This window comes from Modestobacter marinus (genome assembly GCF_011758655.1).
Taxonomy (GTDB): domain Bacteria; phylum Actinomycetota; class Actinomycetes; order Mycobacteriales; family Geodermatophilaceae; genus Modestobacter; species Modestobacter marinus.
This window is the reverse complement of the sequence record NZ_JAAMPA010000001.1, coordinates 1,567,330-1,590,051: the sequence shown is the minus strand read 5'-3', so window position 1 is coordinate 1,590,051 and position 22,722 is coordinate 1,567,330. Positions and strand designations below refer to the sequence as shown.

Sequence of the window (22,722 nt, the reverse complement as noted above, 5' to 3'; positions counted from 1 at the left end):
GTGGCCGGTCGCTGCGAGGATGCCGGGATGGACAGCCTCACCCATGACGGGTCCGTCGTCGTCCGCTCGTCGCCGGAGGCGCTCTACGCACTGGTGTCCGACGTGACCCGGACCGGCGAGTGGAGCCCGATCTGCACCGCCTGCTGGTGGGACGAGGGGGCCTCGGCCGAGGTGGGCGCCTGGTTCACCGGCCGCAACGAGGTGCCGGGGCGCACCTGGGAGACCCGCAGCCAGGTGGTCGCCGCCGAGCCCGGCCGGGAGTTCGCCTTCCTGGTCGGCGGGAAGCTGGTGCGCTGGGGCTTCACGATGGAGCCGGTCGAGGGCGGCACCCGGCTGACCGAGTCCTGGGAGTTCCTCCCCGCCGGCCTGCAGTTCTTCGCCGAGCGGTACGGGGACGAGGCGCAGACGCAGATCGAGGACCGCACCCGCGCGGCGCACGAGAGCATCCCGGCCACCCTCGCCGCGATCAAGGCGATCGCGGAGGCTCCGCCGGCCTGACCCGACCGGACGGCCGCCGGATCGGCCCACCGGGAGCGCTGGACCTGCCGGGTCGCCGCCTGGCGCCCAGGATGGTCACGTGCCCCGCTCCACGCCCCCGTCGCTGATCGACGAGGACACCGTCGAGTCGATCGACTCCGAGGTGCGGCTCTCCGGCAGCTACCTGCTGTTCATGGCCGTGTCCGGGGTGCTCGCCTCGGTGGCGCTGCTGTCCGACTCGGTGCCCATCCTCATCGGCTCGATGATCGTGGCGCCGCTGATGCCGCCGCTGGCCCTGGTGCCGTTCGCGCTGGTCGCCCGGAACCGGACCCAGGCCGCCCGCGGCCTGGGCGTCGCGCTCGCCGGCCTCGTGCTGGCCTTCGGCACCGCCCTGGCCACCACCGCCGTGATGGCCGCGGTCGGGGTCGTCCCCGCGGACATCGCGCTGTCGACCAAGCCCCTCCTGCAGGAACGGGTGCACCCCGGCTGGTGGTCCATGGCCGCCGCGGTGGCCGCCGGCCTGGCCGGCACCACCGCCCAGGCCCACCAGAAGACCGACACCCTCATCGGCACCGTCGCGGCGCTCGCCCTGGTCCCCGCCGTGGGTGCGTCGGCGATCTCGCTGTACACCGGCGCGGCGGAACCGGTCCTCGGCGGGCTGCTGCTCCTCGGCATGAACGTCGGCCTGATCATCGGGATGGGGGTCCTGGCCCTGCTCGTCTCCGCCGGGCGGGGAGGGCTCCGCCCCCTGGCGCTGGTGCCGGTGGCCGTCCTCGTGGTCGTCGGCCTGCTGCTGTCCTGGGCCCAGGCGACCGGGACGGTGTCGCAGACCCCGCCGGAGTCCGGGGTCACCTCCAGCACCGCGCTCCCCGCCGGCCCGGCGGCCGGACCCCGCATGCAGGTCGCCGCTCAGATGAGACCGAGCTTCGACCCGGCGTAGACCGCCTCGGCACGGCGGGACACCGACAGCTTGCGGAGCAGGTTGTGCACGTGGAACTTCGCCGTCGTCGCCGAGATGAACAGCTCCCGGCCGATGGCCTCGTTGGACAGCCCCCGGGCCAGCAGCGCCAGCACCTCCCGCTCCCGGGCGGTCAGGTCGGTGGTCGCGGGCGCCGGAGCGTGCAACGACCGGACGACGACGGCGGCGCTGTGGCTGTCGAAGGCGCTCTCGCCCCGGCGCACCGCCCGGATCGCGGCGACCAGCGCCACCGCGTCGACGTCCTTGAGGACGTAGCCGCGCGCGCCCTGGTGGATCGCCTCCAGCACCAGCCGCTGGTCCAGGAACGTGGTGACCACCAGCACCCCCGGGGCCGGCGCCCGGGCCGTCAGCCGCCCGCACAGGGCCAGGCCCTCGACGTCGGAGCCGGCCGACAGCTTGAGGTCCAGCAGCACGATGTGCGGCCGGGTCGCCGCGACCAGGTCCAGGGCCTCCTCGGCGGTCGCGGCCTCGCCCACGACCTCGATCCCCGGCTCCCGTTCCAGGATCGACCGCAGCCCCTGCCGCACGATGGCGTGGTCGTCGACGATGACCAGCCGGATCTGCTCAGCCACCCCCGGCCTCCAGCGGCAGCCGGACCTCCACCCGCACCCCGCCCAGCCGGGCCCGGCCGAAGCGCAGGGTCGCGCCGACGTCCCGGCAGCGGGAGGCCATGTTGGCCAGGCCGCGGTGCTGGCCCCTGTCCCGGCCGGCGGTGCGCAGCATCCGGCGGAGCACCTCGGGGTCGCCGCGGCCGTCGTCGGCGACGGAGAGCCGCAGCTCCGCGGCCCGGTAGGCCAGCCGCACCGTGCACCGGGTCGCCGCCGCGTGCCGCACCGTGTTGAACAGCGCCTCGGAGGCGATCTGGAACAGCGAGTGCTCGACGTCGGCCGGCAGCGACCGGGGCCGGCCCTCGACACGGACGGCGACCGCGAGCCCGGGCACCGCGTGCACGTCGGGCAACCGGCCGAGGAGCACCGGCAGGCCCTGCCCCGGCTCGTCGTGCGGCTCGGCCGAGAGCGCGTGGATGGCCACCCGCAGCCGCTCGACCGCCTCCCGGGTGAGCGCCTTGGCGTGCCCGAGGCGCGCGTGCACCTCCGCGTGGTGGGCCACCTCCGGCCGGCACCACTCGATGGTCATGCCGGCCGAGAGGACGTGCTGGGCGACGCTGTCGTGCAGCTCCCGGGCGATCCGGTGCCGCTCGGCGTCCACCGCCTCCCGCCGCGCGGCGACGTCCAGCCGCAGCTCGGCCTCGGCCAGCTCCCGGTGCCGGTCGGCGAGGTCCTGCGCCCGCCGCTCGGCCTCGGCGTACAGCTGCTCGGTCTGCCGGCGCAGCGCCTCGGACCCGGCGAGCAGGTGGTCCGACAGCAGCGCGACCGCCGACTGGTTGCCCACGACCCGCAGGATCGCCAGGTCGGCCGGGGAGGCCGGCTGCTGCGGTCCGCCGCAGGCCACCAGCGCGCCGACCGGCTCACCGTCGACCACCAGCGGGACGACGACCGCCCCGTCGCCGGTCTGCCACGGCTCCACCGCGGCGGCGGCGAGCGCCTCGGCCACCGGCCGGCGCACGTCCCCCGGCAGCCCGGGGAGGTCCCCGACCGGCGTGCCGTCCGGCCCGCGGCCGAGCAGCCGCGGCCGGGCCAGCGGCAGGGCGGCCTCGCGCAGCGCCAGCACCACCCACGGCGCGCCCAGGTGCTCGGCGCAGGCGTCGACCACCGCCCGGCACAGCGCACCGGCGCCCTGCCCGGTCGCCGACAGCACGCGGGCGATGTGCTCCAGCGACCCCAGCGCCCGGTGCAGGCTGTCGGCGGTGTGCCGGTACTCGGCGTACCAGCTGGGCTTGGACGAGCGCAGCCCGGTGAGCTCGCTGATCCCCGGCGGGGCGGTGCCCGTGACCGTGCCCGGCATGGCCGATCCGGGTGGGGGCGGCATCAGAGGGCGGCGCGGAACAGCGCGGCGACGTCGGCGTGGTCGGCGTCCCGGGGGTTGGTGGACAGGCAGGCGTCGCCCAGCGTCGTCCTCGCCAGCACGTCGACGTCGGCGTCCCGGACGCCCAGCTCGGCCAGCCCCCGGGGGCAGCCCAGCTCCGCGGCCAGCCGGCCGACCGCGTCGGCGGCCAGCTCCGCCGCCACGTCGGCCGGCAACCCGGCGACGTCCAGGCCCATGGCCCGCGCGATCGGGACGAACCGGTCGGGCACGGTGCGGGCGTTGAACCGGATGACGTGCGGCAGCAGGACGCCGTTGACCACCCCGTGCGGGAGGTCGAGCAGGCCGCCCACCTGGTGGCTCATCGCGTGCGTGGCGCCCAGGATCGCGTTGGTGAAGGCCAGCCCTGCCTCCAGGCTCGCCTGCGCCATCGCGGTCCGCGCCGCCTCGTCGGTGGGGTGGCGCAGCGTGTGGCGCAGCGAGCCGCAGATCAGCTCGATCGCGTGCAGGGCGTGCACGTCGGTGAGCGGGCCGGAGGCGCGCGAGACGTAGGCCTCGACGCCGTGCGTCAGCGCGTCCAGGCCGGTCGCCGCGGCCAGGTCGGCGGGCATGGTGGTCAGCAGCCGGGGGTCGGTGATCGAGATGTCGGGCACCAGGGCCCGCCCGATCAGCGTCGCCTTCAGCCGGCGGGTGGTGTCGGTGATGACGGTGAACTGCGAGACGTCGGCGCCGGTACCGGCGGTGCTCGGGCACATGACCGTCGGCGGGAGCGCGGTGCGCACCCGGTCGACGCCCTCGTAGTCGAGGATCGACCCGCCGTTGCTGGCCACCACGGCGATGGCCTTGGCGGCGTCGATCACCGAGCCGCCGCCCAGGCCCACGATCACGTCGCAGCCGCTCTCCCGGTAGCGCTCCGCACCGGCGGCCACCTCGTGGTCCTTGGGGTTGGGGGTCAGCCCCTGCCACACCGTCGGCCGCAGCCCCGCCTCGGCCAGGTGGCCGGTCAGCTCGTGCCACCAGCCGGCCTCGACCAGCCCGCCGTCGGTGACCACGAACGGCCGCCGGCCGCCGAGCCGGCGGGCGGCGAACCCCGCCTCGGACAGCGCCCCCCAGCCGAACACCACCTCGGGCACCAGGTACTTGGTGGTGCCCGAGGTGCGGGCCGGTGCGGCCGGTCCGGGGCGCAGGACCGTCGTCATGCGGCCCTCTCGGGGGTGCACGCTCGACGCTGAGCGATCACATCGGCCTCCGGACGTCGCGGGCGACGACTCGGCAGCCTACCCGCGCCGTGAGCCCGGTCACAGCCCGCGGGACACCGGACGTCAGGAGGCGAGGAACTCCCGCAGCCCGGCGAGCAGCCGGTCCACGTCGGCGTCGTCGCTGTACGGGGCGAGCCCGACCCGCAGCCCACCGGTGTCACCGAGCCCCAGGTGGCGGCTGGCCTCGAGGGCGTAGAACGAGCCGGCCGGGGCGTTGACCTCGCGCTGCGCGAGGAAGCGGTACGCGTCGGCGGCGTCCCGGCCGGCGAAGGTCAGCAGCAGGGTGGGGGTGCGCCGGGCCGCCCGGGACCACAGCGTCACCCCGGGCAGCGCCCGGACGCCGTCCTCGATCCGCTCCCGCAGCCGGTCCTCGTGCTGCTCGATCGCGGCCATCGCGGCGACCAGCCGGCTGCGCCGGTCGCCCTCGGGGCCGGCCTGCGCGGCGAGCAGGTCGACCGCCGCCGTGGTGCCGGCCAGCAGCTCGTAGGGCAGCGTGCCCAGCTCGAACCGCTCCGGGACGGCGTCGGTCGAGGGCAGCAGCTTGTCCGGGTGCAGCGTCTCCAGCAGCTCGGGTGCGGCGACCAGGCAGCCGCAGTGCGGGCCGAGGAACTTGTACGGCGAGCAGACGAGGAAGTCCGCGCCCAGCGCGGTGACGTCGACCGGCGCGTGCGCGGTCAGGTGCACGCCGTCCACCCAGATCAGCGCCCCGGCCTCGTGCGCCAGCGCGGCGATCGCGGCGACGTCGGGCCGGGTGCCGATCAGGTTCGAGGCGCCGGTGACGGCGACCAGCCGGGTCCGCTCGGACAGCAGCGCCCCGACGACGGCGGGGTCGAGCTCGCCGGTGGCCGGGTCGAAGTCGGCCCAGCGCACGGTGGCGCCGCGGGCCTCGGCGGCCTGCACCCACGGGCGGATGTTGGCGTCGTGGTCCAGCCGGGTCACCACGACCTCGTCACCGGGCCCCCAGCCGGCCGACAGCACCCGGGACAGGTCGTAGGTCAGCGCGGTGGCGCTGCGCCCGAAGACGACGCCGCCGGGGTCCCCGCCGGTCAGGTCGGCGACCGCCTGCCGGGCCTCCCGCACGACCGCGTCGGCGTTCCGCTCGGCCTGGGTCACCGTGCCGCGGTTGGCCATCGGCTGGGTCATCGTGGCCGCGACCGCCTGCGCGACGACGTCCGGCGTCTGCGAGCCGCCCGGGCCGTCGAAGTGCGCGGCGCCGTCGGTCAGCGCGGGGAAGTGTGCCCGGAGGGCGGCGACGTCGAAGCTCATCCGGCCACGCTAGCCGCGGGCGACGGCGGCGACGATCCGGTCGGGCCGCACCAGCACCGACCTGCGGCCGAGCCAGCGGGCCAGCTCCGGCGAGCCCAGCCGGTCCACCCGCAGCACCGGGCCGGGCCAGTCGGCCGGCACCGCTCCGCCGGCCGCGAGCACGGCCCAGCCCGGGCCGAGGAGGTCGTCCAGCCGCTGGGGACCGCCGATCGGCGGCTGCGGCACCAGCCAGCCCACCGGGGAGCCGGGCGGGAGCCGCCGGCGGCGGACCAGCGGCCCGGGGCGCAGCGGCGGCGTCCGGCTCTCCCCGGCGAACCGGGCCACCCCGGGGAGCGCCAGCACCGCCCGGCGCAGCACCGCGGCCGCGCCGCCCCCGCCGGTCATCAGCCGGCCCAGCAGCACCGCGACCCGGATCAGCGCGGTGGCGTGCGGCGCGCGCTCGGCCTGGTGGGTGTCGAGCAGGGCGTCATCCGCGCCGTCGAGCACCGCCGCCAGCTTCCAGGTCAGCTGGTGCACGTCGCGCAGCCCCAGGCCCAGGCCCTGCCCGATGAACGGTGGGGTCAGGTGGGCGGCGTCGCCGCAGAGCAGCACCCGACCGTCCCGCCACCGGTCGGCCACCTGCGCGGCGTAGGTGTACTCCGCGGTGCGGACGACCGTGCACCCTCGCGCACCGAACCGCCCGAGCAGTGCCGGCAGGTCGAGGTCTTCGGCGGACTCCCCGGCGGACAGCCGGAACTCGGCGCGGTAGCGGTCGCCGGCGATCGGCATGAACGTGGCCGGCCGCACCGGGTCGCAGACCTGGTGGACGCCGGGCCAGACGTCCAGCGGGGCCTCGGCGGCCAGGTCGACCACCAGCCAGCGCTCGGAGGGGCCGAGGTCGCGCATCCACGACCCGATCAGCCGGCGCACCGTGCTGTTCGCGCCGTCGCAGCCCAGCACGGCGTCGGCGACCAGCTCCTCCTCGACCCCGGTGGCCCGGTCCCGGACGCCGAGCCGGGCCACCTCGTCACGTTGTTCCACGTGCAACACCTCGACCCCGCCGCGCAGCTCGGCGCGGGGCTCGTCGGCAAGCGCCGTCCGCAGCACCGCCTCCAGGTCGGGCTGGCTGAACATCGACGCCTGCGGCCAGCCGTGCTCGCCGTCCGCGCGCCCGAACTCCGCGAGGGTGCGGTGCCCGCCGTCCAGCAGGCGCAGCCCGGCCATCGGCCGGCTGACCGCGGCGAACGCCTCGGCCACCCCGGCGGCCTGCAGGACCCGCAGCGACTCGTCGTCCAGGTGCACCGCCCGCGGCTGCGGGTAGGCGGCCGGGTGCCGGTCGAGCACCAGGACGTCGACGCCCCGACGGGCCAGGAGCAGCGCCGCCGTCACCCCGACCGGCCCGGCACCCACCACCACGACCGTCACGGCGATCAGTCTGCCCGCGGCCGGGTCCCGGGACAGCCGGCGGGCCGCGGGCCAGGATGCGGGGCATGGACCTGCACCTGACGGCGCCGTTCACCCTCGACACCTGGGACGCGGTGCCCGACCCGGAGCCCGCCGAGCCCGGGGCGCCGGCCACCGGGCGGGTGGTGCTCGCCAAGACCTACGCGGGCGAGGACCTCACCGGCTCGGCCGTCGGCCACGCACTCACCACCCAGGGCGAGCACGGCGCCTCCTACGTGGCGCAGGAGCGGATCACCGGCGCCCTCGCCGGCCGGCGGGGCAGCTTCGTGCTGGAGCACGGCGCCGCCATGGGCGAGGGCGTGGCCATCACCCAGTGGGCCCGGGTGGTCGCCGGTTCGGGCACCGCCGCACTGACCGGGCTGAGCGGCACGGGGACGGTCGCCCACGAACTGCTCACCCTGGACGTCGTCCTGCCCGACTGACACCCCGCCCCGGCGGGGGCGGGGTGTCAGTCGGGTCACGGCTCGCCGGGGGTCCGGTTCGGGTCGGGGACCATGTCGGTGTGCTCCCGGCCGTCGCTGGGCGCCCGGCCGGTCGTGGGGCTGTCCGCAGGCGATCCCGCCGTGTCGACGAGCTCGTTGTTGGGCTTCCCGGGCGACCGCCGCATCGCGACGATCAGCGCGGCGACGCCGATCAGCAGGACGAGGAGCCACAGCGTGCTCAGGTTGGCCCCGAACCCGTAGATCAGCACCAGCGAGATCCCGCCGGCCATCAGGCAGTAGTAGATCGTCGGCAGGACGGTCTTGCGGATCAGGTCGCCCTCCCGCCCGATCAGGCCGACGGTGGCCGACGCCGCCACGATGTTGTGGACCGTGATCATGTTGCCGGCCGCGCCGCCGACCGCCTGGGTGGCGACGACGGTCTCCGGGGTGACCCCGATCTGTTCCGCGGTGGAGAACTGGAAGAGCGAGAACATCAGGTTGCTCACCGTGTTGCTGCCGGCGACGAACGCCCCCAGCGCGCCGATCCACGGGGCGAACGCCGGCCAGGTGTCACCCGCCAGGGACGCGGCCCCCTCGGCCAGGGTGAGCGGCATCGACGCCAGCCCCGAGTCGTTGAAGTCGGCCCCGGAGTTGATGAACACCCGGACCAGCGGCAGCGCGAACAGCAGCGCCACCGCCGCACCGGCCAGCTGGCTGCCGGCCACCTTCCAGGAGGCGGCGATGTCGGCCGGCCGCATCCGGTGAATGGCGTAGGTGACCAGGCAGGTCAGGATGAACAGGAAGCCGGGCAGGTAGACCAGCTGCAGCGCCTGGGCGATGCCGGTGCCGAAGATGTCGTCGACGGTGACGACCCGCCAGCCGGTGGTCAGGAACTCGGTGATCGGGTCGATGGTCCGGCTCATCACCAGCAGGACGGCGACGATCACGTACGGCGTCCAGGCCAGCCAGATGCTCATCTTCTTGCCGGCGACGTCCTTCTCGTCCTCCGGGGAGAGGCTGCCCATCCAGTTGGGCGCCCACCGCTGCCGGGCCGGGAAGTCCCAGATCTCCTTCGGCATCAGGAAGCCACGGCTGGACGCGAACATCACGATGACCAGGCCGATCAGGCCACCGAGCAGGGACGGGAACTCCGGGCCCAGCACCGCGGCGACGGTCACGTAGGGCACGGTCATCGCGAAGGCGGCGAAGAGCGCGAACGGCCAGATCGCCAGGCCGTCGGCGAACCGCTTCCGCTCGCCGAAGAAGCCGCACAGCATGCAGGCGAGGATCAGTGGGATGAGCGTGCCGATGGTGGCGTGGATGGCGGCCACCTGGAAGCCGATCCGCTCCAGGAACTCCGGGAACTGGATGCCGAGGAACTCCGTCCGCGCCTCGACGGCGTCCGCCCCGGTCAGCCCACCGCTGACGCCGACCAGGATCGGCGTGCCGACGGCGCCGAAGCTCACCGGCGTGCTCTGGATGATCAGGCCCACCATGACCGCGGCCATGGCCGGGAAGCCCAGCGCCAGCAGCAGCGGGGCGACGACGGCGGCGGGGGTGCCGAAGCCGGACGCGCCCTCGATGAAGCTGCCGAACAACCAGCCGATGATGATCGCCTGCACCCGGCGGTCGGGGCTGATGCTGGTGAAGCCGGCGCGGATGGTCGCCATCGCACCGCTCTTGGTGAGGGTCTCGAGCAGCAGCAGCGCACCGAAGACGATGTAGAGCAGCGTCAGGGCCAGCAGCAGGCCCTGCACCGCCGATGCGGCGATCGCGGTGGGGCTCATCTCCCAGACGAACAGGGCGATCAGGACCACGACCACGAACCCGATCGGCATCGCCCGCTTGGCGGGCCACCGCAACCCGGCCAGCAGGACGCCGACCACCAGGATCGGCAGCAGGGCCAGCAGGCTGAGCACAGCGAGGTTGTCCACGTTGACGCCTCTCGTCGGCAGATTCCGCACCAACGGGTGCCGTGCGGATGCTGGTGCACTGTGACGCACAGCATGGTCGCCCGCCACCCCTGCGTTCCGCGGTCCCGACGCCCCCACCTCGACGGGCGGCGGCGTGGAGACCACCCAGCGGGCCCGGGTGGTCGCCGGTCCGGGCACCGCCGCGCTGGCCGGGCCGAGCGGCTCGGGCACCGTCGCCCACGAGCTGCTCACCCTCGAGGGGACCGTTGCACGTACGACCGGCAACGTTGCACCGGTCTTCCGCCGGCTGTGACCTGTGCCATAACGTGCGATCGGGCTGCGCAGCTGCGCACGCCACCGAGGCCCTCAACGTCGAGGGCGACGAGGAGGACCCTGTGCCTGTCAACACCCGCGGCGCGATCATGCGTTCCGCCCCCGGCAAGTGGGAGGTCACCGACCTGGTCGTCGACGACCCGCAGGCCGGCGAGCTCCAGGTCAAGCTGGCCGCCTCCGGGCTGTGCCACTCCGACGACCACATCGCCACCGGCGACATGCAGGTCGGCAAGTACCCCTTCCTCGGCGGCCACGAGGGCGCCGGCGTGGTCACCAAGGTCGGCCCGGGCGTGAAGGACTTCGAGGAGGGCGACCACGTCGTCTTCTCGTTCCTGCCCGGCTGCGGCCGGTGCCGCTACTGCGCCAACGGCCAGCAGTACATCTGCGACTCCGGCGCCAACCTGCTCATCGGCTCGCGGTGGGACGACGCGTCGAGCTTCCGGGTCACGACCTCCGACGGCGAGGACGTCGGGCAGATGTGCGGGCTGGGCACCTTCGCCGAGATCACCACGGTGGACATCCGATCGACCGTCAAGATCGACAAGAGCATCCCGCTCGACGTCGCCTGCCTCGTCGGGTGCGGCGTCGGCACCGGCTGGGGCACCGCCGTCCAGGCCGGCGAGGTCCGGGCCGGCGACACGGTCATCGTGATGGGCGTCGGCGGGATCGGCATCAACGCCGTCCAGGGCGCAGCACACGCCGGGGCCAGTCACGTCATCGCCGTCGACCCGGTGCCCTTCAAGCTGGAGAAGGCCCGCGAGCTCGGCGCGACCGAGACGTTCGCGAGCATCGAGGAGGCCGCTGACTTCGCGCGCAGCGTCACCAACGGGCAGGGCGCGGACAAGGCGCTGGTCACCGTCGGCGTGCTGAAGGGCGAGCACATCGCCCAGGCGTTCGAGGCGATCGGCAAGGGCGGGCGGGTCGTCGTGACCGGACTCGGCGACCTCACCGACGTCGGCATCCCGATCAACCCCAGCATGCTGGCGCTGTTCACCAAGGAGATCCGCGGCGCCCTGTTCGGGGACCAGAACCCCAGCTCCGACATGCAGAAGATGTTGCGGCTCTACCAGGAGGGCAACATCAAGCTCGACGAGCTGATCACCAAGCGGTACAAGCTGGACGACATCAACCAGGGCTACGAGGACCTGCACGAGGGCAAGAACATCCGCGGCGTCATCGTCTACGACTCCTGACGCCTCGCTGCCCGGCCCCGGGGACCGTCTGGTCCCCGGGGCATCCCCCGCGCTCGACGAGGAGCCCGTCATCACCGCGCCTGCCCGACACGACGCTGCCCGGCTGGACGCGGTGGGGATGGTCCGCACCGCCCAGGAGCGGGTCGTCGCCCGGGTCCGGGAGGCGGAGGTGGTCGCCGCGGCGCTGTCGGCCGGGCGGAACGTCGTCCTCGAGGGCCCACCGGGCACGGGGAAGACGACGCTGTTGCGCGCGCTGGCCGACGGCACCGGCGTGCCGCTCGTCCTGGTCGAGGGCAACGCCGAGCTGACCCCGACCCGGCTGGTCGGCCACCACGACGCCTCCCGGGTGCTCAGCGAGGACTACCGCCCGGAGAACTTCGTGCCCGGCCCGCTCACCCGGGCGATGACCGAGGGCGCGCTCCTCTACGTCGAGGAGTTCAACCGGGTGCCCGAGGAGACGATGAACGTGCTGCTCGGCGTGCTCTCCGAGCGCGAGATGCACGTGCCTCGGTTCGGCCGGGTGCCGGCCCGCCCGACCTTCCGGCTGGTCGCGGCCATGAACCCGTTCGACGCCGTCGGCACCGCACGCATCACCCCGGCGCTGTACGACCGGTCCTGCCGGGTGGCGATGGGCTACCAGGACGAGGACGCCGAGCGCGCCGTCGTCGCCGCGGCCACCGGCAGCCCTGACGCGCTGATGAGCCGCGCCGTGCGGGCCGTCCGGATCACCCGCGACCACCCCGAACTGCGCATCGGGTCCTCGGTGCGCGGCGCGATCGACACCGTGCTGATCGCCACGGAGCTCGCCGTCGTCCGCGGCAGCACCGAGGTGGACGAGCGCACCGGCGCGGACGCCGCCCTGGCCGCGCTCACCGGCAAGGTCACCGTCTCGGACGGGCTGACCCGGCCGGTCGAGGACGTCGTCTCCGACATCTGGCGACAGGCCGGTGAGGAGCTGGGAAAACCCTGACCCCGGAGGCGGACGAGCCCCGGGGAGACGAGCCGGGGCCGGGGTCGCCGCCACCGCCCGGCGCTGCACCCCCGGGCGCGCGCCCGGGGCCGCCGTCGGTGGTGGAGGACCCCGACCAGGTCGCCGAGCTGCTCCGTCGGCAGGGCGCCCGGGGCGCCAGCCGCGACCAGCTGGCCCGCACGCATGCCGAGTTCACCCAGGTCAGCCCGGAGGCCGGCCAGCTGGACGAGGAGGCGCTGGCCGACCTGGCCGGCCGGGACCCCGACGCGGCGGCCCGGCTGGTGGCCGCCCTGGGCCGGGCCTTCGACCCCCGGTTGCGCGCCGCCGCCCGCACGCTGGCCGCGCGGCTGCCGGTCACGGTCCCGCGCACCGGCGTGCCCGACCGGGCAGGCAGCCGGCGGGTGGTCACCCGCCGCGACCCGACCGGCGCCGACATCGACCTGGACGCCACCCTCGCCGCCCGAGGCGCGGAGCCGCACTGGCGGGCCGAGCACCTGCACACCCGCAGCTGGCGGGCGACCGGCCGGGCCTGCGTGCTCGTCGTCGACGCGTCGGGGTCCGTCGCCGGTGACGAGCTGGCGGCCGCCGTCCTGACGGCCGCGGCGCTGGCCCAGCGGATGCGGCCGGGCGACGAGCTGGCGGTGGTGGCGTTCTGGTCCACCGTGGTGGTGCTCCAGCCGCTGACGGCGGCAGCGCGCCCGGAGGTCGTGGTCGACCGGCTGTTCGACCTGCGCGGCGGCGGGACGACGGACCTGGACCTGGCGCTCCGGACGGCCGGTCAGCAGCTGGCCCGGACCCGCACCGCCGCCCGTGACGTGCTGCTGCTGTCCGACGGGATGCCCACCGACAGCCCCGACCCGGTCCCGGCAGCGGCGGCCCTGGCCCGCGCCGGGGCTCGGCTGCACGTGCTCGCGCTGTCCGCTGAGCCGGGCTCGGCGGAGGCGTGCGCGGCGCTGGCTGCGGCCGGTGGCGGCCGGTCGGCGGAGCTGCACCGCCCCTCCCAGGCACCGGCGGCGGTGCGCTCCCTGCTCGACTGACGAAGGACCTCGATGCCCCCCCACGACTCGCGAGCTCGCGGCAGGCCCCTGCATCGAGGCCATGCTCCGAGTGGCCACCTCCCCCCGCATCGCCCACCGCCGCCCGGCCGGCCGCCTGCGACCGGGTCATCGACCTCAGCGGTCCCTCGCCGTCCGGTTGATCGGGCGAACCGCGACCCCGGCGCGGGCCCGGTCGAGCGGGACGGCGGAGCGCAACACCGCCGGGCCGAGCACCAGGACGCCGTCGCCGCGGGCCGCGCAGCGGATCCCGGCGCGGCCCCGCAGGCCGCGGTGCGCGCCCGGGGCCAGCGCCAGGTCCAGCCACGCGCACGGGTTCGCCGGGCGGCCGCCGGCGAGCAGGACGCCGTCCAGGCTGAACGGCTGCCCGCGCAGCGCCTCGACCTCCGCGCCGCGCAGCACCACGTTGCGCCGGGTGGCGAGCGGGTCCAGCGGGCCGCTGCCCAGCTCGCCGGCCAGCGCCTCCAGGGCCTCGATGGCGATCACGGTGACCGCGGCGTCCCGGTGCGCGAGCCGGCCGGCGTAGCGGTCCCCCACGATCCCGTGCCCGGCGCGCACCTCCAGCCGGTCCCGCCGGTCGACCGCGCCGTCGGCCAGGGCCGCGTCGGGTCGGCCGTCCCAGCGGTGCGCTGGCGAGGCGAGCAGGCCGACCACCTCGACGTCGTACCGGTACCCCAGCTCCTCGCCCACGCGGCGATCCTGCCGTGGGCTTGCCGTGCGGCCGCCCGGGACACACGGTGGAGGGCGTGGACCGCCAGACCGCCCTCGACGCCGCGACCGCCTCCTTCGACTCCGGCGCCTTTCTCGAGCCCCTGGCCCGCCGGGTCGCGTTCCCCACGGAGAGCGCCGACCCCGCCCGCGAACCGGTGCTGCGGGAGTACCTGACCGCCGAGATGATCCCGCTGGTCGAGCGGCTCGGCTTCACCGCCCGGGTCGTGGAGAACCCGGTGTCACCGCGGCACCCGTTCCTGGTCGCCCGGCGGGTCGAGGACCCCGACCTGCCCACCGTGCTCACCTACGGCCACGGCGACGTGCAGCCGGCCCACCCGGAGCAGTGGCGGGCCGGGCTGGACCCGTGGCGGCTGGTGGTCGAGGGCGACCGCTGGTACGGCCGCGGCGTCGCCGACAACAAGGGCCAGCACAGCGTCAACCTGGTCGCCCTGGAGCAGGTGCTCGCCGTGCGCGGCGGCCGGCTGGGCTACAACGTCGCGCTGCTGCTGGACATGGGCGAGGAGTTCGGCTCCCCCGGCCTGGACGAGGTCTGCGACCAGTTGCGCGAGGAACTGGCCGCCGACCTGCTGATCGGCTCGGACGGCCCGCGGATCGCCGCCGACCGGCCCACCGTCTTCCTGGGCACCCGGGGCGCGGTGAACCTGACGCTGTCGGTGCGGGCCCGGGCCGCGGCGCACCACTCCGGCAACTGGGGCGGGGCGCTCAGCAACCCGGCCACGGTGCTGGCCAACGCGCTGGCCAGCCTGGTCGACGGCCGCGGCCGGCTGCTGGTGGAGGCGCTGCGCCCGGACGGCGTCCCCGAGCCGGTGCGGCGGGCGCTCGCGGACGTGCCGGTCGACCAGGGGCCGGACGCCCCGGCCCTCGACCCGGAGTGGGGCGAGCCTGGGCTGACGCCGAGCGAGCGGTTGTTCGGCTGGAACACCCTCGAGGTGCTGGCGATGACCGCCGGCGACCCGGACGCCCCGGTCGGGGCGATCCCCCCGTCGGCCCGGGCGCACTGCCAGCTGCGGTTCGTCGTCGGCACCGACGGCGGCTCGGTGGCCGACGAGGTGCGCACCCACCTGGCCGAGCACGGCTTCGGCTCGGTGGAGGTCGAGCAGGACCTGGCGATGGCCGCGACCCGCCTCGACCCCGAGGACCCCTGGGTGACCTGGACCCTGGCCTCGCTGCGGCGCACCACCGGCGTCGAACCGGCGCTGCTGCCCAACCTGGGCGGCTCGCTGCCCAACGGCGCCTTCGCCGACGTGCTCGGGCTGCCGACGCTGTGGGTGCCGCACTCCTACCCCGGCTGCGCCCAGCACGCCCCGGACGAGCACCTGCCGATCGGGCTGGTCCGCGAGTCGCTGCAGGTCATGGCCGGCCTGTGGTGGGACCTCGCCGAGCTCGCCCCCGACTGGCCCCCGTCCCACCCCTGACCCGCCGTCCCGACCACCAAAATGGCCATTTTGGTGGTCCGGGGAGGGGACGTCGCAAGGACGGCACTCCTCAGCGGTCGGCGGTGCGGTGGATGGGGCCGGCGACCTCGGCCAGCCGCTCGCCGGTGCCGCCCCACCGGCCGGCGATGATCTCCGCGGCGATCGAGACGGCGGTCTCCTCCGGGGTGCGGGCGCCCAGGTCCAGCCCGATCGGTGAGGCGAGACGGACCAGTTCGTCCTCACCCAAGCCGGCCTCGCGCAGCCGCGCCAGCCGCTTGTCGTGGGTGCGCCGGGAGCCCATCGCACCCACGTAGGCGACCGGCAGCCGAAGCGCGACCTCCAGCAGCGGGACGTCGAACTTCGGGTCGTGGGTGAGCACGCACAGCACCGTGCGCTCGTCGATCGCCCCGGCGTCCACCTGTGACTGCAGGTACTTGTGCGGCCACTCGACGACCACCTCGTCGGCGTCGGGGAAGCGGCGGGCGGTGGCGAACACCGGCCGGGCGTCGCAGACGGTGACCCGGTAGCCGAGGAAGGACCCCACCCGGGCGACGGCGGCGGCGAAGTCGATGGCGCCGAACACCACCATCCGGGCCGGCGGGGCGAACGAGGAGACGAAGAGGGTCAGCTCGTCGCCGCGCCGCTCGCCGTCGTGGCCGTAGGTGAGGGTCGCCGTCCGGCCGGCGGCGAGCATGCCGCGGGCGTCGTCGGCGACGGCGTCGTCCAGCCGCTGGAGGCCGAGGGTGCCCGAGGCGCGGTCCGGCCAGAGCACCAGCCGCTTGCCCAGCCGGTCGGCGGGGCCCCGGACGCAGGTGACGACGGCGACCGGCTCGTGCGCACCGACCGACGCGGCCACGTCACCGAGCTCGGGGAAGGACTCCCGGGAGATCGCCTCCACGTAGACGTCGAGGATCCCTCCGCAGGTCAGGCCCACGGCGAAGGCGTCGTCGTCGCTGACCCCGTACCGCTCCAGGGTCGGTGCGCCGCTGGCGACGACGTCCTGCGCCTCCGCGTAGACCGCGCCCTCGACGCAGCCGCCGGAGACGCTGCCCACCGCCGTCCCGTCCGGGCCGACCAGCATCGAGGCGCCGGCCGGGCGCGGCGCGGACCGCCAGGTGCCCACCACGGTGCCCACGCCGACGGTCTCCCCCGCCTGCCACCACCCGACCAGGTCGTCAAGCACATCACGCATCCGCGTACTCCTGTCGTCCGGCCCCGTCCAGAGGCTCGTCCCGAGCGTGCGAGGGATGAGGAGGACGGGGTCCTTCCTCAGGCACGAGTGATCACCCCGGCCAGTTCCTCGAAGGCGGCCAGGCTGTGCCCGGCGACGAAGCAGTCGATCGAGGGCAGCGCCGCCACCATCCCACCGGTCAGCGGCTCGTAGCCGGCCCGGCCCTTGTGCGGGTTCACCCAGACGACGGCGTGCGCGAGCCGGGCCAGCCGGGCCATCTGCTCGCCCAGCAGCTCCGGGCCGCCGCGCTCCCAGCCGTCGCTGCAGACCACCACGACCGCGCCGCGGGCGGTGCCGCGCTGGCCCCAGCGGTCCAGGAAGGCCTTGAGCACCTCGCCGATCCGGGTGCCGCCGGACCAGTCGGGGATCGCCGAGCCGCTGGCGGCCAGTGCCTTGTCCGGGTCGCGCAGCCGCAGCTCGCGGGTGACCCGGGTCAGCCGGGTGCCGATGGTGAACACCTCGGTGGACGCCGGCCGGGCCCGGACGGCGGCGTGCGCGAACCGCAGCAGCGCGTCGGCGTAGGGGCTCATCGAGCCGGAGACGTCGATGAGCAGCACCACCCGGCGCGGGCGCGGCCGGGCCCGGTGGTGCACCAGCCGGGTGATCTCCCCGCCGTCGCGCAGCGCCCGCCGCACGGTGCGGGCCTGGTGGATCGAGCCGTGCGCCGAGGGGCTGCGGCGCCGGGAGGCGCGCATCGGGGAGGCCGGGACCAGCAGCGCGAACAGCCGGCGAAGCTGGTCGCGCTCGGCGACGGTCAGCTCGGCGACGTCCCGGTGCCGGAGCACCTCCTCGCCGCTGGCCTGGGTGGCGAGCTCGGTGGGCTCCCCGCCCTCCTGGCTGCCCTCGCCGGTCTGCAGCGGCGCGGACTGCGCGACCCGCTGCTCCTCGGCCCCCGACGGGCGCCGGGCCCGCGGGGCCTCGCCGCCGAAGTACGCGGCGAAGCCGGCGTCGTAGCGGTCGAGGTCGTCGGGGCTGGCGCAGAGGGTCAGCCGGCCGGACCAGTAGACGGCGGTGGCGTCGAGGACGTCGAGGTGCGCCACCGCGGCCAGCATCGCCTCGACCCGGTCGGGGGAGGCGTCGACGCCGGCGTGCCGCAGCGTCCGGGCGAACCCCAGCACGGTGGTGACGACGTCCCTGCGCTGTCCCTCCTCAGCCGCCACCGAACAGCGCTCCCCGGGCCAGGGCGTGCACGCGGTCGGTGTCCTCCCGGTACTTCAGCACCGCCCCCAGCGTGCGGGCCGCGGTGTCCGGGTCGAGCTCGCGGGCGCCGAGGGCGTGCAGCGCGGTCGCCCAGTCCATCGCCTCGGCGACGCCGGGCGGCTTGAGCAGGTCGAGCTCCCGGAGCCGGGCGGTGGCCCGGGCGACCTGGCGGGCCAGCTCCTCGGTGACGTCGGGGAGCCGGCGGCGCAGGATCGCCACCTCCCGCTCGAAGTCCGGGTGCTCCAGCCAGTGGTACAGGCAGCGGCGCTTGAGCGCGTCGTGCACCTCACGGGTGCGGTTGGAGGTGAGGACGACGAGCGGCGGCGTCTGGGCGCGGACGGTGCCGAGCTCGGGGATGGAGATGGTGAAGTCGCTGAGCACCTCGAGCAGGAACGCCTCGAACTCGTCGTCGGCCCGGTCGACCTCGTCGATGAGCAGCACGGACGGCGAGTCCTCGAGCGCCTGCAGCAGCGGGCGGGCCAGGAGGAACCGGCGGTCGTAGAGCGAGGCCTCCAGCTCCTCGGCGCGCTCGGCGGCGCCGGCGGCCTCAGCGGCGCGCAGGTGCAGGAGCTGGCGGCCGAAGTCCCAGTCGTAGAGGGCGTGGCTGGCCTCGAGGCCCTCGTAGCACTGCAGCCGGTAGATCGGCCGCTTCGTCACCTCGGCGAGCGCGCGGGCCAGCGCGGTCTTGCCGACCCCGGCCTCGCCCTCGAGGAACAGCGGCCGGTGCATGACCAGCGCCAGGTAGGCCGCCGTCGCGAGGCCCTCGTCGGGCAGGTAGCCGGTGCTCTCCAGCGCGGCGGCCAGCGCCGCGGGGTCGGCGGGCAGCGTGGGCTCGGTCACAGGTCGCAGCATCCCACCTGCGCCCCGGTCGTGATCAGTCCGCCGTCATCACCGCCAGGTAGTCGTCGTAGCTGGCGATGACGTCCTCCAGGTCCAGGGTCTCCGGGAAGTCCGCGACGTCCTGGTGCCTGCGCAGGAACTGCACGGTGCGCAGCACCACGTCCTCCTCGTCGTCGGAGCCCAGCTGGTCCATCACCTCGGGCGTCACCGTGAACCAGGTGCGCACGTCCTCCAGCTCGCTGAGCTGGGTCACGAGGTAGCCGTGCTCACCCTGGGCATCGATCTCGATGTCGTCGGCCATGCACCCCGACCTACCCGCGCGCGGCCCGGCAAACGCGAACCCACCAGGTGGGCCGGCTGCGCTCCGGTTCCCAGCGCGGTCGCGCCGTCGTCCCGGTACGCCGGGCAGCCCGGCCGTGGAACGCAGCGCCGCCCCGCCGACCGTGGAGCCGGGTCACGGCGCGGCTCCACGGTCGGTCCGGCGGCTCAGGCCCGCCGATCCAGCGCCGGTCGAGACGGTCGGTCGCACGAGTTCAGGCGGCCCCGCCGTGGCGGTCGAGCAAGATGGGGGTCATGCCGGACCTCTCCCTCGGTGACGACCTGCGGGCCTTCGTCGACGCCTCCCCGTCCCCCTCGCACGCCGTCGCGGAGCTGGCCCGGCGGCTGCGCGCGGCCGGGTTCACCGAGCTGGCCGAGGCCGACCGGTGGGAGCTGCGGCCCGGCGGGCAGCACTTCGTCGCCCGGCACGGCAGCCTGATCGCGTTCCGGGTCGGCAGCGCCTCGCCGGCCGAGGCGGGGCTGCGGCTGGTCGGCGCGCACACCGACTCCCCCACGTTCAAGGTGCGGCCGCGCAACGACGTCCGGCAGGCCGGGTACCGGCTGGTGGGCGTCGAGCCCTACGGCGGCGGGCTGTGGCACACCTGGCTGGACCGGGAGCTCACCGTCGCCGGCCGGGTCGCGCTGCGCGGCGGCGCCACCGCCCTGGTCCGGCTGCCGGGGGCGCCCCTGCGGCTGCCCTCCCTGGCGATCCACCTGGACCGCGGCGTCCGCGACGGCCTGAAGCTGGACCCGCAGCGCGAGCTGGTGCCGGTGTGGTCCCAGGACCTGGGCACCGAGCCGGGCCTGCGCGAGGCGCTGGCCGCCGAGGTGGGGGCGGCCGTGCCGGACGTCGTCGGGCACGACCTGGTGCTCGCCGACACCCAGCCGGCCGGCCGCACCGGTGCCGACGGCAGCTGGGTCGCCGCGCCGCGGCTGGACAACCTGGCCAGCTGCCACGCCGGGGTGACCGCGCTGGTCGCGGCCGCGGCCACCCGGCGCACCCAGCTGCTGGTCGCCAACGACCACGAGGAGGTGGGCAGCGGCTCGATGTCCGGGGCCCGCGGCAGCTTCCTGGAGGACGTCGTCCGCCGGCTGGTGGGGGTGCTGGACGCCGACGACCCGCAGGCCCTGCCCCGCGCGCTGGCGCAGTCGAGGCTGGTGTCGGCGGACATGGCGCACGCTGTCCACCCGACCCGCTCCGACCGGCACGAGCCGGGCCACCAGCCGCAGCTGGGCGGCGGCCCGGTGCTCAAGGTGAACGCCAACCAGGCCTACGCCACCGACGCGGTGACCAGCGGCTGGTTCGCCGAGCGCTGCGCGGAGGCCTCGGTGCCGGTGCAGTGGTTCGTCACCCGGGCCGACCTGCCCTGCGGGAGCACGATCGGCCCGCTGACGGCGACCCGGCTGGGCGTCGCGACGGTCGACGTCGGCGCCCCCATGCTGGCCATGCACTCGGCCCGCGAGCTCGCCTCGGCGCTCGACGTCCCGCTGATGGTCGGCGCGCTGACCGCCTGCTTCACCGACTGACCGAGCCGGGGAGGGTCAGGCGTCCACGCGACGGCGACCCGGGGCCCGGCCGAGCCCGACGGCGACGAGCAGCGAGCCGAGGAACAGGCCCACGGCGATGAGCAGGGCACCCACCAGGAAGAGCCCGGTGTCGTCCTGGAGCGCGGCGTCGACCGTCCAGCAGAGGGTGAACGGCACGGTCACCACGACCGCCGCGGGGAGCGGCCGCCGCACCCACCCGACGAGCACCGCCGCGGCCAGCAGCGTCAGCACGCAGCCGACGACCTGCCACTCCTCGTAGGGGCCGGAGGCGGTGTTGGTGGCCGGGTCGAACTGGTACTCCCGGTCCCAGCCGAGCCAGGCGGCCCAGGCAAGCACGCTGAGCACCGCCGCGGCGGCCGTCCATGCGGTTCGGCGTCCGGCCATGCGGCGGAGGATAGGGCTCCGAGCGGGCGGACCGGGTCAGGCGCGAGCCGCGATCGCACGGAGGTCCAGACCCGGGTCGAGCGCGCCGTACTCGAGGCTGCGGTCGGCCCCGAGGCGGGCGGAGACGAAGGCGTCGGCGACGGCGGCCGGCGCCTCGCGGATCAGGACGGCGCCCTGCAGCGCCAGCGCCAGCGCCTCCACGACCCGGCGGGCCTGCTGCGGGGCGCTCCCCGGGTCCGCCTGCACCCGGCCGATGAGCGCCCGGGTCGCCTGCACGTGGGCGTCGAAGGCGCGGTGCTGCCCCAGCGCCGAGGCGACCTCCCGGTCGACGGCGGCCACCGTCTCCGGCTCGCGGGCCATCGCCCGGAGGACGTCGAGGGCGATCACGTTGCCCGAGCCCTCCCAGACCGCCATCACCGGCTGCTCCCGGTAGCGGCGGGCCAGCGGGAAGGCCTCGGTGTAGCCGTTGCCGCCCAGGCACTCCAGCGCCTCGTAGGCGTGGTGCGGCCCGCGCTTGCAGACCCAGTACTTGGCCACGGGCGTGGCGAGCCGGCGGAACGCCACCGACTCGGCGTCCTCGCTGTCGTAGGCCGCGGCCACCCGCAGCGCGGTCCAGGTGGCGGCCTCGGCCTCCAGCTGCAGGTCGGCGACGACGGCGGTCATCGCCGGCTGGTCGATCAGGGGAGCCCCGAAGGCGCTGCGGTGCCGGGTGTGCCAGGCCGCCTCGGCGACGGCCTGCCGCATGCCGGCGGCGCTGCCCAGCACGCAGTCGAGCCGGGTCTGGCCGACCATCTCGATGATGGCGCGGACTCCGCGCCCCTCCTCCCCGACCAGCCGGCCGACGGTGTCCGCCAGCTCGATCTCCGACGAGGCGTTCGACCGGTTCCCCAGCTTGTCCTTGAGCCGCTGGATGCGGAACACGTTGCGGTCACCGCCCGGCAGCACGCGGGGCACCAGGAAGCAGGAGAGCCCGGCGGCGGTCTGGGCGAGCACCAGGAACGCGTCGGACTGCGGGGCCGAACAGAACCACTTGTGCCCGGTCAGCCGCCAGGTGCCGTCGCCGGCGTCGACCGCCCGGGTGGTGTTGGCCCGCACGTCCGAGCCGCCCTGCTTCTCGGTCATCGCCATGCCGAAGACCGCCGAGGACTTGGTGGCCGGGTCGCGCAGCTCCGGGTCGTAGTCCCGGGAGAGGACCCGGGGCAGCCACTCGTCGGCCAGCTCCGGCGTCGCCCGCAGCGACGGGACGACGGCGTGGGTCATGCTCACCGGGCAGGCGTGCCCCGGCTCGACCTGGGCGAAGAGCATGAACACGGCCGCCCGGGCGACGTGCGCGCCGGGCCGCGGCTCGGACCAGCAGCTGGTGTGCGCCCCGTGCGCGACCGCCGCGGCGCTGATCCGGTGGTAGGCGGGGTGGAAGTCGACCGCGTCGACCCGGTTGCCCCAGCGGTCGTGGCCGGCGAACACCGGCGGGTGGGTGTTGGCCAGCTCGGCGTCCCGCTGGAAGTCGGCCTGCCCGACCAGCGACCCGACCTCGGCGAGGTGTCCGGCGGCCCAGCCGGCGCCGTGCCGCGCGACCGCCTCGGTCAGGGCCGGGTTGGTCGAGTACTCGTCCAGGTCGACCCGTGGGGGCGCCTGGTTGAGGACCTCGTGCGTGCTGCTCACTGCGCCTCCTGGCGACGTGTCCCCGGTTCCCCCCGCAGTGGACCACGCCCCGGGGACGCCGGACGGCCTCCCGGCGCCGGTCCGGCGTCCCCGGGGTTCAGTCCCTCGCGCCCTGGGCAGGGCGCGAGGGGGCCCGCGTCGGGTGGGCCGGTGCGACGA

At 75.6% G+C, this 22,722-nt stretch carries 22 protein-coding genes; 9 read left to right on the top strand and 13 right to left on the bottom strand.

Features of this window, described 5'->3' with window-relative positions:
• Positions 1-27 precede the first annotated feature (27 nt).
• Both FB380_RS07485 and FB380_RS07480 read left to right on the top strand, forming a co-directional pair.
• A complete protein-coding gene (locus FB380_RS07485; RefSeq protein ID WP_166754521.1) occupies positions 28-498 on the top strand; it encodes an SRPBCC family protein in 471 nt (156 codons plus the stop codon).
• Between the two features lie 79 nt (positions 499-577).
• Positions 578-1,417 (top strand): DUF389 domain-containing protein, encoded by an 840-nt coding sequence (locus FB380_RS07480; RefSeq protein ID WP_166754520.1) that lies wholly within the window; start codon positions 578-580, stop codon positions 1,415-1,417.
• Here the strand turns inward: FB380_RS07480 and FB380_RS07475 are convergent.
• The 5 genes from FB380_RS07475 to FB380_RS07455 form a co-directional block, all read right to left on the bottom strand.
• Positions 1,387-2,028, bottom strand: coding sequence for a MadR family response regulator transcription factor (locus FB380_RS07475; protein WP_166754519.1), 642 nt, complete (start codon positions 2,026-2,028; stop codon positions 1,387-1,389). The genes FB380_RS07480 and FB380_RS07475 overlap by 31 nt on opposite strands.
• Positions 2,021-3,361 carry a histidine kinase gene (locus FB380_RS07470; protein WP_166754518.1) on the bottom strand — a complete coding sequence of 447 codons (1,341 nt, stop codon included), beginning with the start codon at positions 3,359-3,361 and terminating at the stop codon, positions 2,021-2,023. Before FB380_RS07470 ends, FB380_RS07475 begins: the two co-directional genes overlap by 8 nt.
• 23 nt (positions 3,362-3,384) lie before the next feature.
• The gene (locus FB380_RS07465) at positions 3,385-4,578 is read right to left on the bottom strand and encodes an iron-containing alcohol dehydrogenase (protein ID WP_166754517.1); all 1,194 of its coding nucleotides are present in this window, start codon (positions 4,576-4,578) and stop codon (positions 3,385-3,387) included.
• Between the two features lie 123 nt (positions 4,579-4,701).
• A complete protein-coding gene (locus FB380_RS07460; RefSeq protein WP_166754516.1) occupies positions 4,702-5,904 on the bottom strand; it encodes a cysteine desulfurase-like protein in 1,203 nt (400 codons plus the stop codon).
• Positions 5,905-5,913: 9 nt separating this feature from the next.
• A complete protein-coding gene (locus FB380_RS07455; RefSeq protein WP_166754515.1) occupies positions 5,914-7,308 on the bottom strand; it encodes a bifunctional 3-(3-hydroxy-phenyl)propionate/3-hydroxycinnamic acid hydroxylase in 1,395 nt (464 codons plus the stop codon).
• A gap of 65 nt (positions 7,309-7,373) precedes the next feature.
• On the opposite strand from FB380_RS07455, the gene FB380_RS07450 reads away from it, so the two are divergent.
• Positions 7,374-7,769, top strand: a complete 396-nt coding sequence (locus tag FB380_RS07450) for a DUF3224 domain-containing protein (RefSeq protein ID WP_208382786.1) — start codon at positions 7,374-7,376, stop codon at positions 7,767-7,769.
• Between the two features lie 35 nt (positions 7,770-7,804).
• On the opposite strand, the gene FB380_RS07445 is transcribed toward FB380_RS07450, so the two are convergent.
• On the bottom strand, positions 7,805-9,703 hold the full coding sequence (locus FB380_RS07445; RefSeq protein ID WP_166754513.1) for an L-lactate permease: 1,899 nt from the start codon (positions 9,701-9,703) through the stop codon (positions 7,805-7,807).
• Between the two features lie 133 nt (positions 9,704-9,836).
• Between FB380_RS07445 and FB380_RS25885 the strand changes: the two genes are divergently transcribed.
• The 4 genes from FB380_RS25885 to FB380_RS07425 all read left to right on the top strand — a co-directional run bounded on the left by FB380_RS25885 (position 9,837) and on the right by FB380_RS07425 (position 13,215).
• Positions 9,837-9,995: a hypothetical protein gene (locus tag FB380_RS25885; protein WP_166754512.1), complete on the top strand. Its 159-nt coding sequence runs from the start codon at positions 9,837-9,839 to the stop codon at positions 9,993-9,995.
• Between the two features lie 82 nt (positions 9,996-10,077).
• Positions 10,078-11,208, top strand: coding sequence for an NDMA-dependent alcohol dehydrogenase (locus FB380_RS07435; RefSeq protein ID WP_166754511.1), 1,131 nt, complete (start codon positions 10,078-10,080; stop codon positions 11,206-11,208).
• A 118-nt stretch (positions 11,209-11,326) separates the two neighbouring features.
• Positions 11,327-12,178, top strand: a complete 852-nt coding sequence (locus tag FB380_RS07430) for an AAA family ATPase (RefSeq protein WP_166754510.1) — start codon at positions 11,327-11,329, stop codon at positions 12,176-12,178.
• Positions 12,179-12,276: 98 nt separating this feature from the next.
• Positions 12,277-13,215: a vWA domain-containing protein gene (locus tag FB380_RS07425; RefSeq protein ID WP_229681793.1), complete on the top strand. Its 939-nt coding sequence runs from the start codon at positions 12,277-12,279 to the stop codon at positions 13,213-13,215.
• Positions 13,216-13,350: 135 nt separating this feature from the next.
• On the opposite strand, the gene FB380_RS07420 is transcribed toward FB380_RS07425, so the two are convergent.
• Positions 13,351-13,923: an MOSC domain-containing protein gene (locus FB380_RS07420; RefSeq protein ID WP_188959491.1), complete on the bottom strand. Its 573-nt coding sequence runs from the start codon at positions 13,921-13,923 to the stop codon at positions 13,351-13,353.
• A 56-nt stretch (positions 13,924-13,979) separates the two neighbouring features.
• Between FB380_RS07420 and FB380_RS07415 the strand changes: the two genes are divergently transcribed.
• Entirely contained in the window at positions 13,980-15,380 is a 1,401-nt protein-coding gene (locus FB380_RS07415; protein ID WP_166754509.1) for a M20 family metallopeptidase, read from the top strand.
• 70 nt (positions 15,381-15,450) lie between these two features.
• Here the strand turns inward: FB380_RS07415 and FB380_RS07410 are convergent, their stop codons facing one another.
• From FB380_RS07410 to FB380_RS07395, 4 genes are all read right to left on the bottom strand, one after another.
• Positions 15,451-16,572: an XdhC family protein gene (locus FB380_RS07410; RefSeq protein ID WP_166754508.1), complete on the bottom strand. Its 1,122-nt coding sequence runs from the start codon at positions 16,570-16,572 to the stop codon at positions 15,451-15,453.
• 77 nt (positions 16,573-16,649) lie between these two features.
• On the bottom strand, positions 16,650-17,771 hold the full coding sequence (locus FB380_RS07405) for a vWA domain-containing protein (protein ID WP_188959490.1): 1,122 nt from the start codon (positions 17,769-17,771) through the stop codon (positions 16,650-16,652).
• Positions 17,761-18,651: an AAA family ATPase gene (locus FB380_RS07400; protein ID WP_229681792.1), complete on the bottom strand. Its 891-nt coding sequence runs from the start codon at positions 18,649-18,651 to the stop codon at positions 17,761-17,763. Before FB380_RS07400 ends, FB380_RS07405 begins: the two co-directional genes overlap by 11 nt.
• 34 nt (positions 18,652-18,685) lie before the next feature.
• Positions 18,686-18,952 carry a hypothetical protein gene (locus FB380_RS07395; protein WP_166754506.1) on the bottom strand — a complete coding sequence of 89 codons (267 nt, stop codon included), beginning with the start codon at positions 18,950-18,952 and terminating at the stop codon, positions 18,686-18,688.
• Between the two features lie 272 nt (positions 18,953-19,224).
• On the opposite strand from FB380_RS07395, the gene FB380_RS07390 reads away from it, so the two are divergent.
• The gene (locus FB380_RS07390; protein ID WP_229681791.1) at positions 19,225-20,496 is read left to right on the top strand and encodes a M18 family aminopeptidase; all 1,272 of its coding nucleotides are present in this window, start codon (positions 19,225-19,227) and stop codon (positions 20,494-20,496) included.
• 15 nt (positions 20,497-20,511) lie between these two features.
• Here the strand turns inward: FB380_RS07390 and FB380_RS07385 are convergent, their stop codons facing one another.
• Together FB380_RS07385 and FB380_RS07380 are read right to left on the bottom strand one after the other, a co-directional pair.
• Positions 20,512-20,901, bottom strand: a complete 390-nt coding sequence (locus FB380_RS07385) for a hypothetical protein (protein ID WP_166754504.1) — start codon at positions 20,899-20,901, stop codon at positions 20,512-20,514.
• A gap of 36 nt (positions 20,902-20,937) precedes the next feature.
• A complete protein-coding gene (locus FB380_RS07380; RefSeq protein ID WP_166754503.1) occupies positions 20,938-22,563 on the bottom strand; it encodes an acyl-CoA dehydrogenase family protein in 1,626 nt (541 codons plus the stop codon).
• Positions 22,564-22,722: the final 159 nt, after the last annotated feature.

Bases quoted from the DNA above. Each gene is read 5' to 3' on its own strand.
- FB380_RS07395 (WP_166754506.1), bottom strand. From the start codon at position 18,952: ATGGCCGACGACATCGAGATCGATGCCCAGGGTGAGCACGGCTACCTC.
- FB380_RS07460 (WP_166754516.1), bottom strand. From the start codon at position 5,904: ATGAGCTTCGACGTCGCCGCCCTCCGGGCACACTTCCCCGCGCTGACC.
- FB380_RS07390 (WP_229681791.1), top strand. From the start codon at position 19,225: ATGCCGGACCTCTCCCTCGGTGACGACCTGCGGGCCTTCGTCGACGCC.
- FB380_RS07465 (WP_166754517.1), bottom strand. From the start codon at position 4,578: ATGACGACGGTCCTGCGCCCCGGACCGGCCGCACCGGCCCGCACCTCG.
- FB380_RS07450 (WP_208382786.1), top strand. From the start codon at position 7,374: ATGGACCTGCACCTGACGGCGCCGTTCACCCTCGACACCTGGGACGCG.
- FB380_RS07470 (WP_166754518.1), bottom strand. From the start codon at position 3,361: ATGCCGGGCACGGTCACGGGCACCGCCCCGCCGGGGATCAGCGAGCTC.
- FB380_RS07385 (WP_166754504.1), bottom strand. From the start codon at position 20,901: ATGGCCGGACGCCGAACCGCATGGACGGCCGCCGCGGCGGTGCTCAGC.
- FB380_RS07430 (WP_166754510.1), top strand. From the start codon at position 11,327: ATGGTCCGCACCGCCCAGGAGCGGGTCGTCGCCCGGGTCCGGGAGGCG.
- FB380_RS07410 (WP_166754508.1), bottom strand. From the start codon at position 16,572: ATGCGTGATGTGCTTGACGACCTGGTCGGGTGGTGGCAGGCGGGGGAG.
- FB380_RS07485 (WP_166754521.1), top strand. From the start codon at position 28: ATGGACAGCCTCACCCATGACGGGTCCGTCGTCGTCCGCTCGTCGCCG.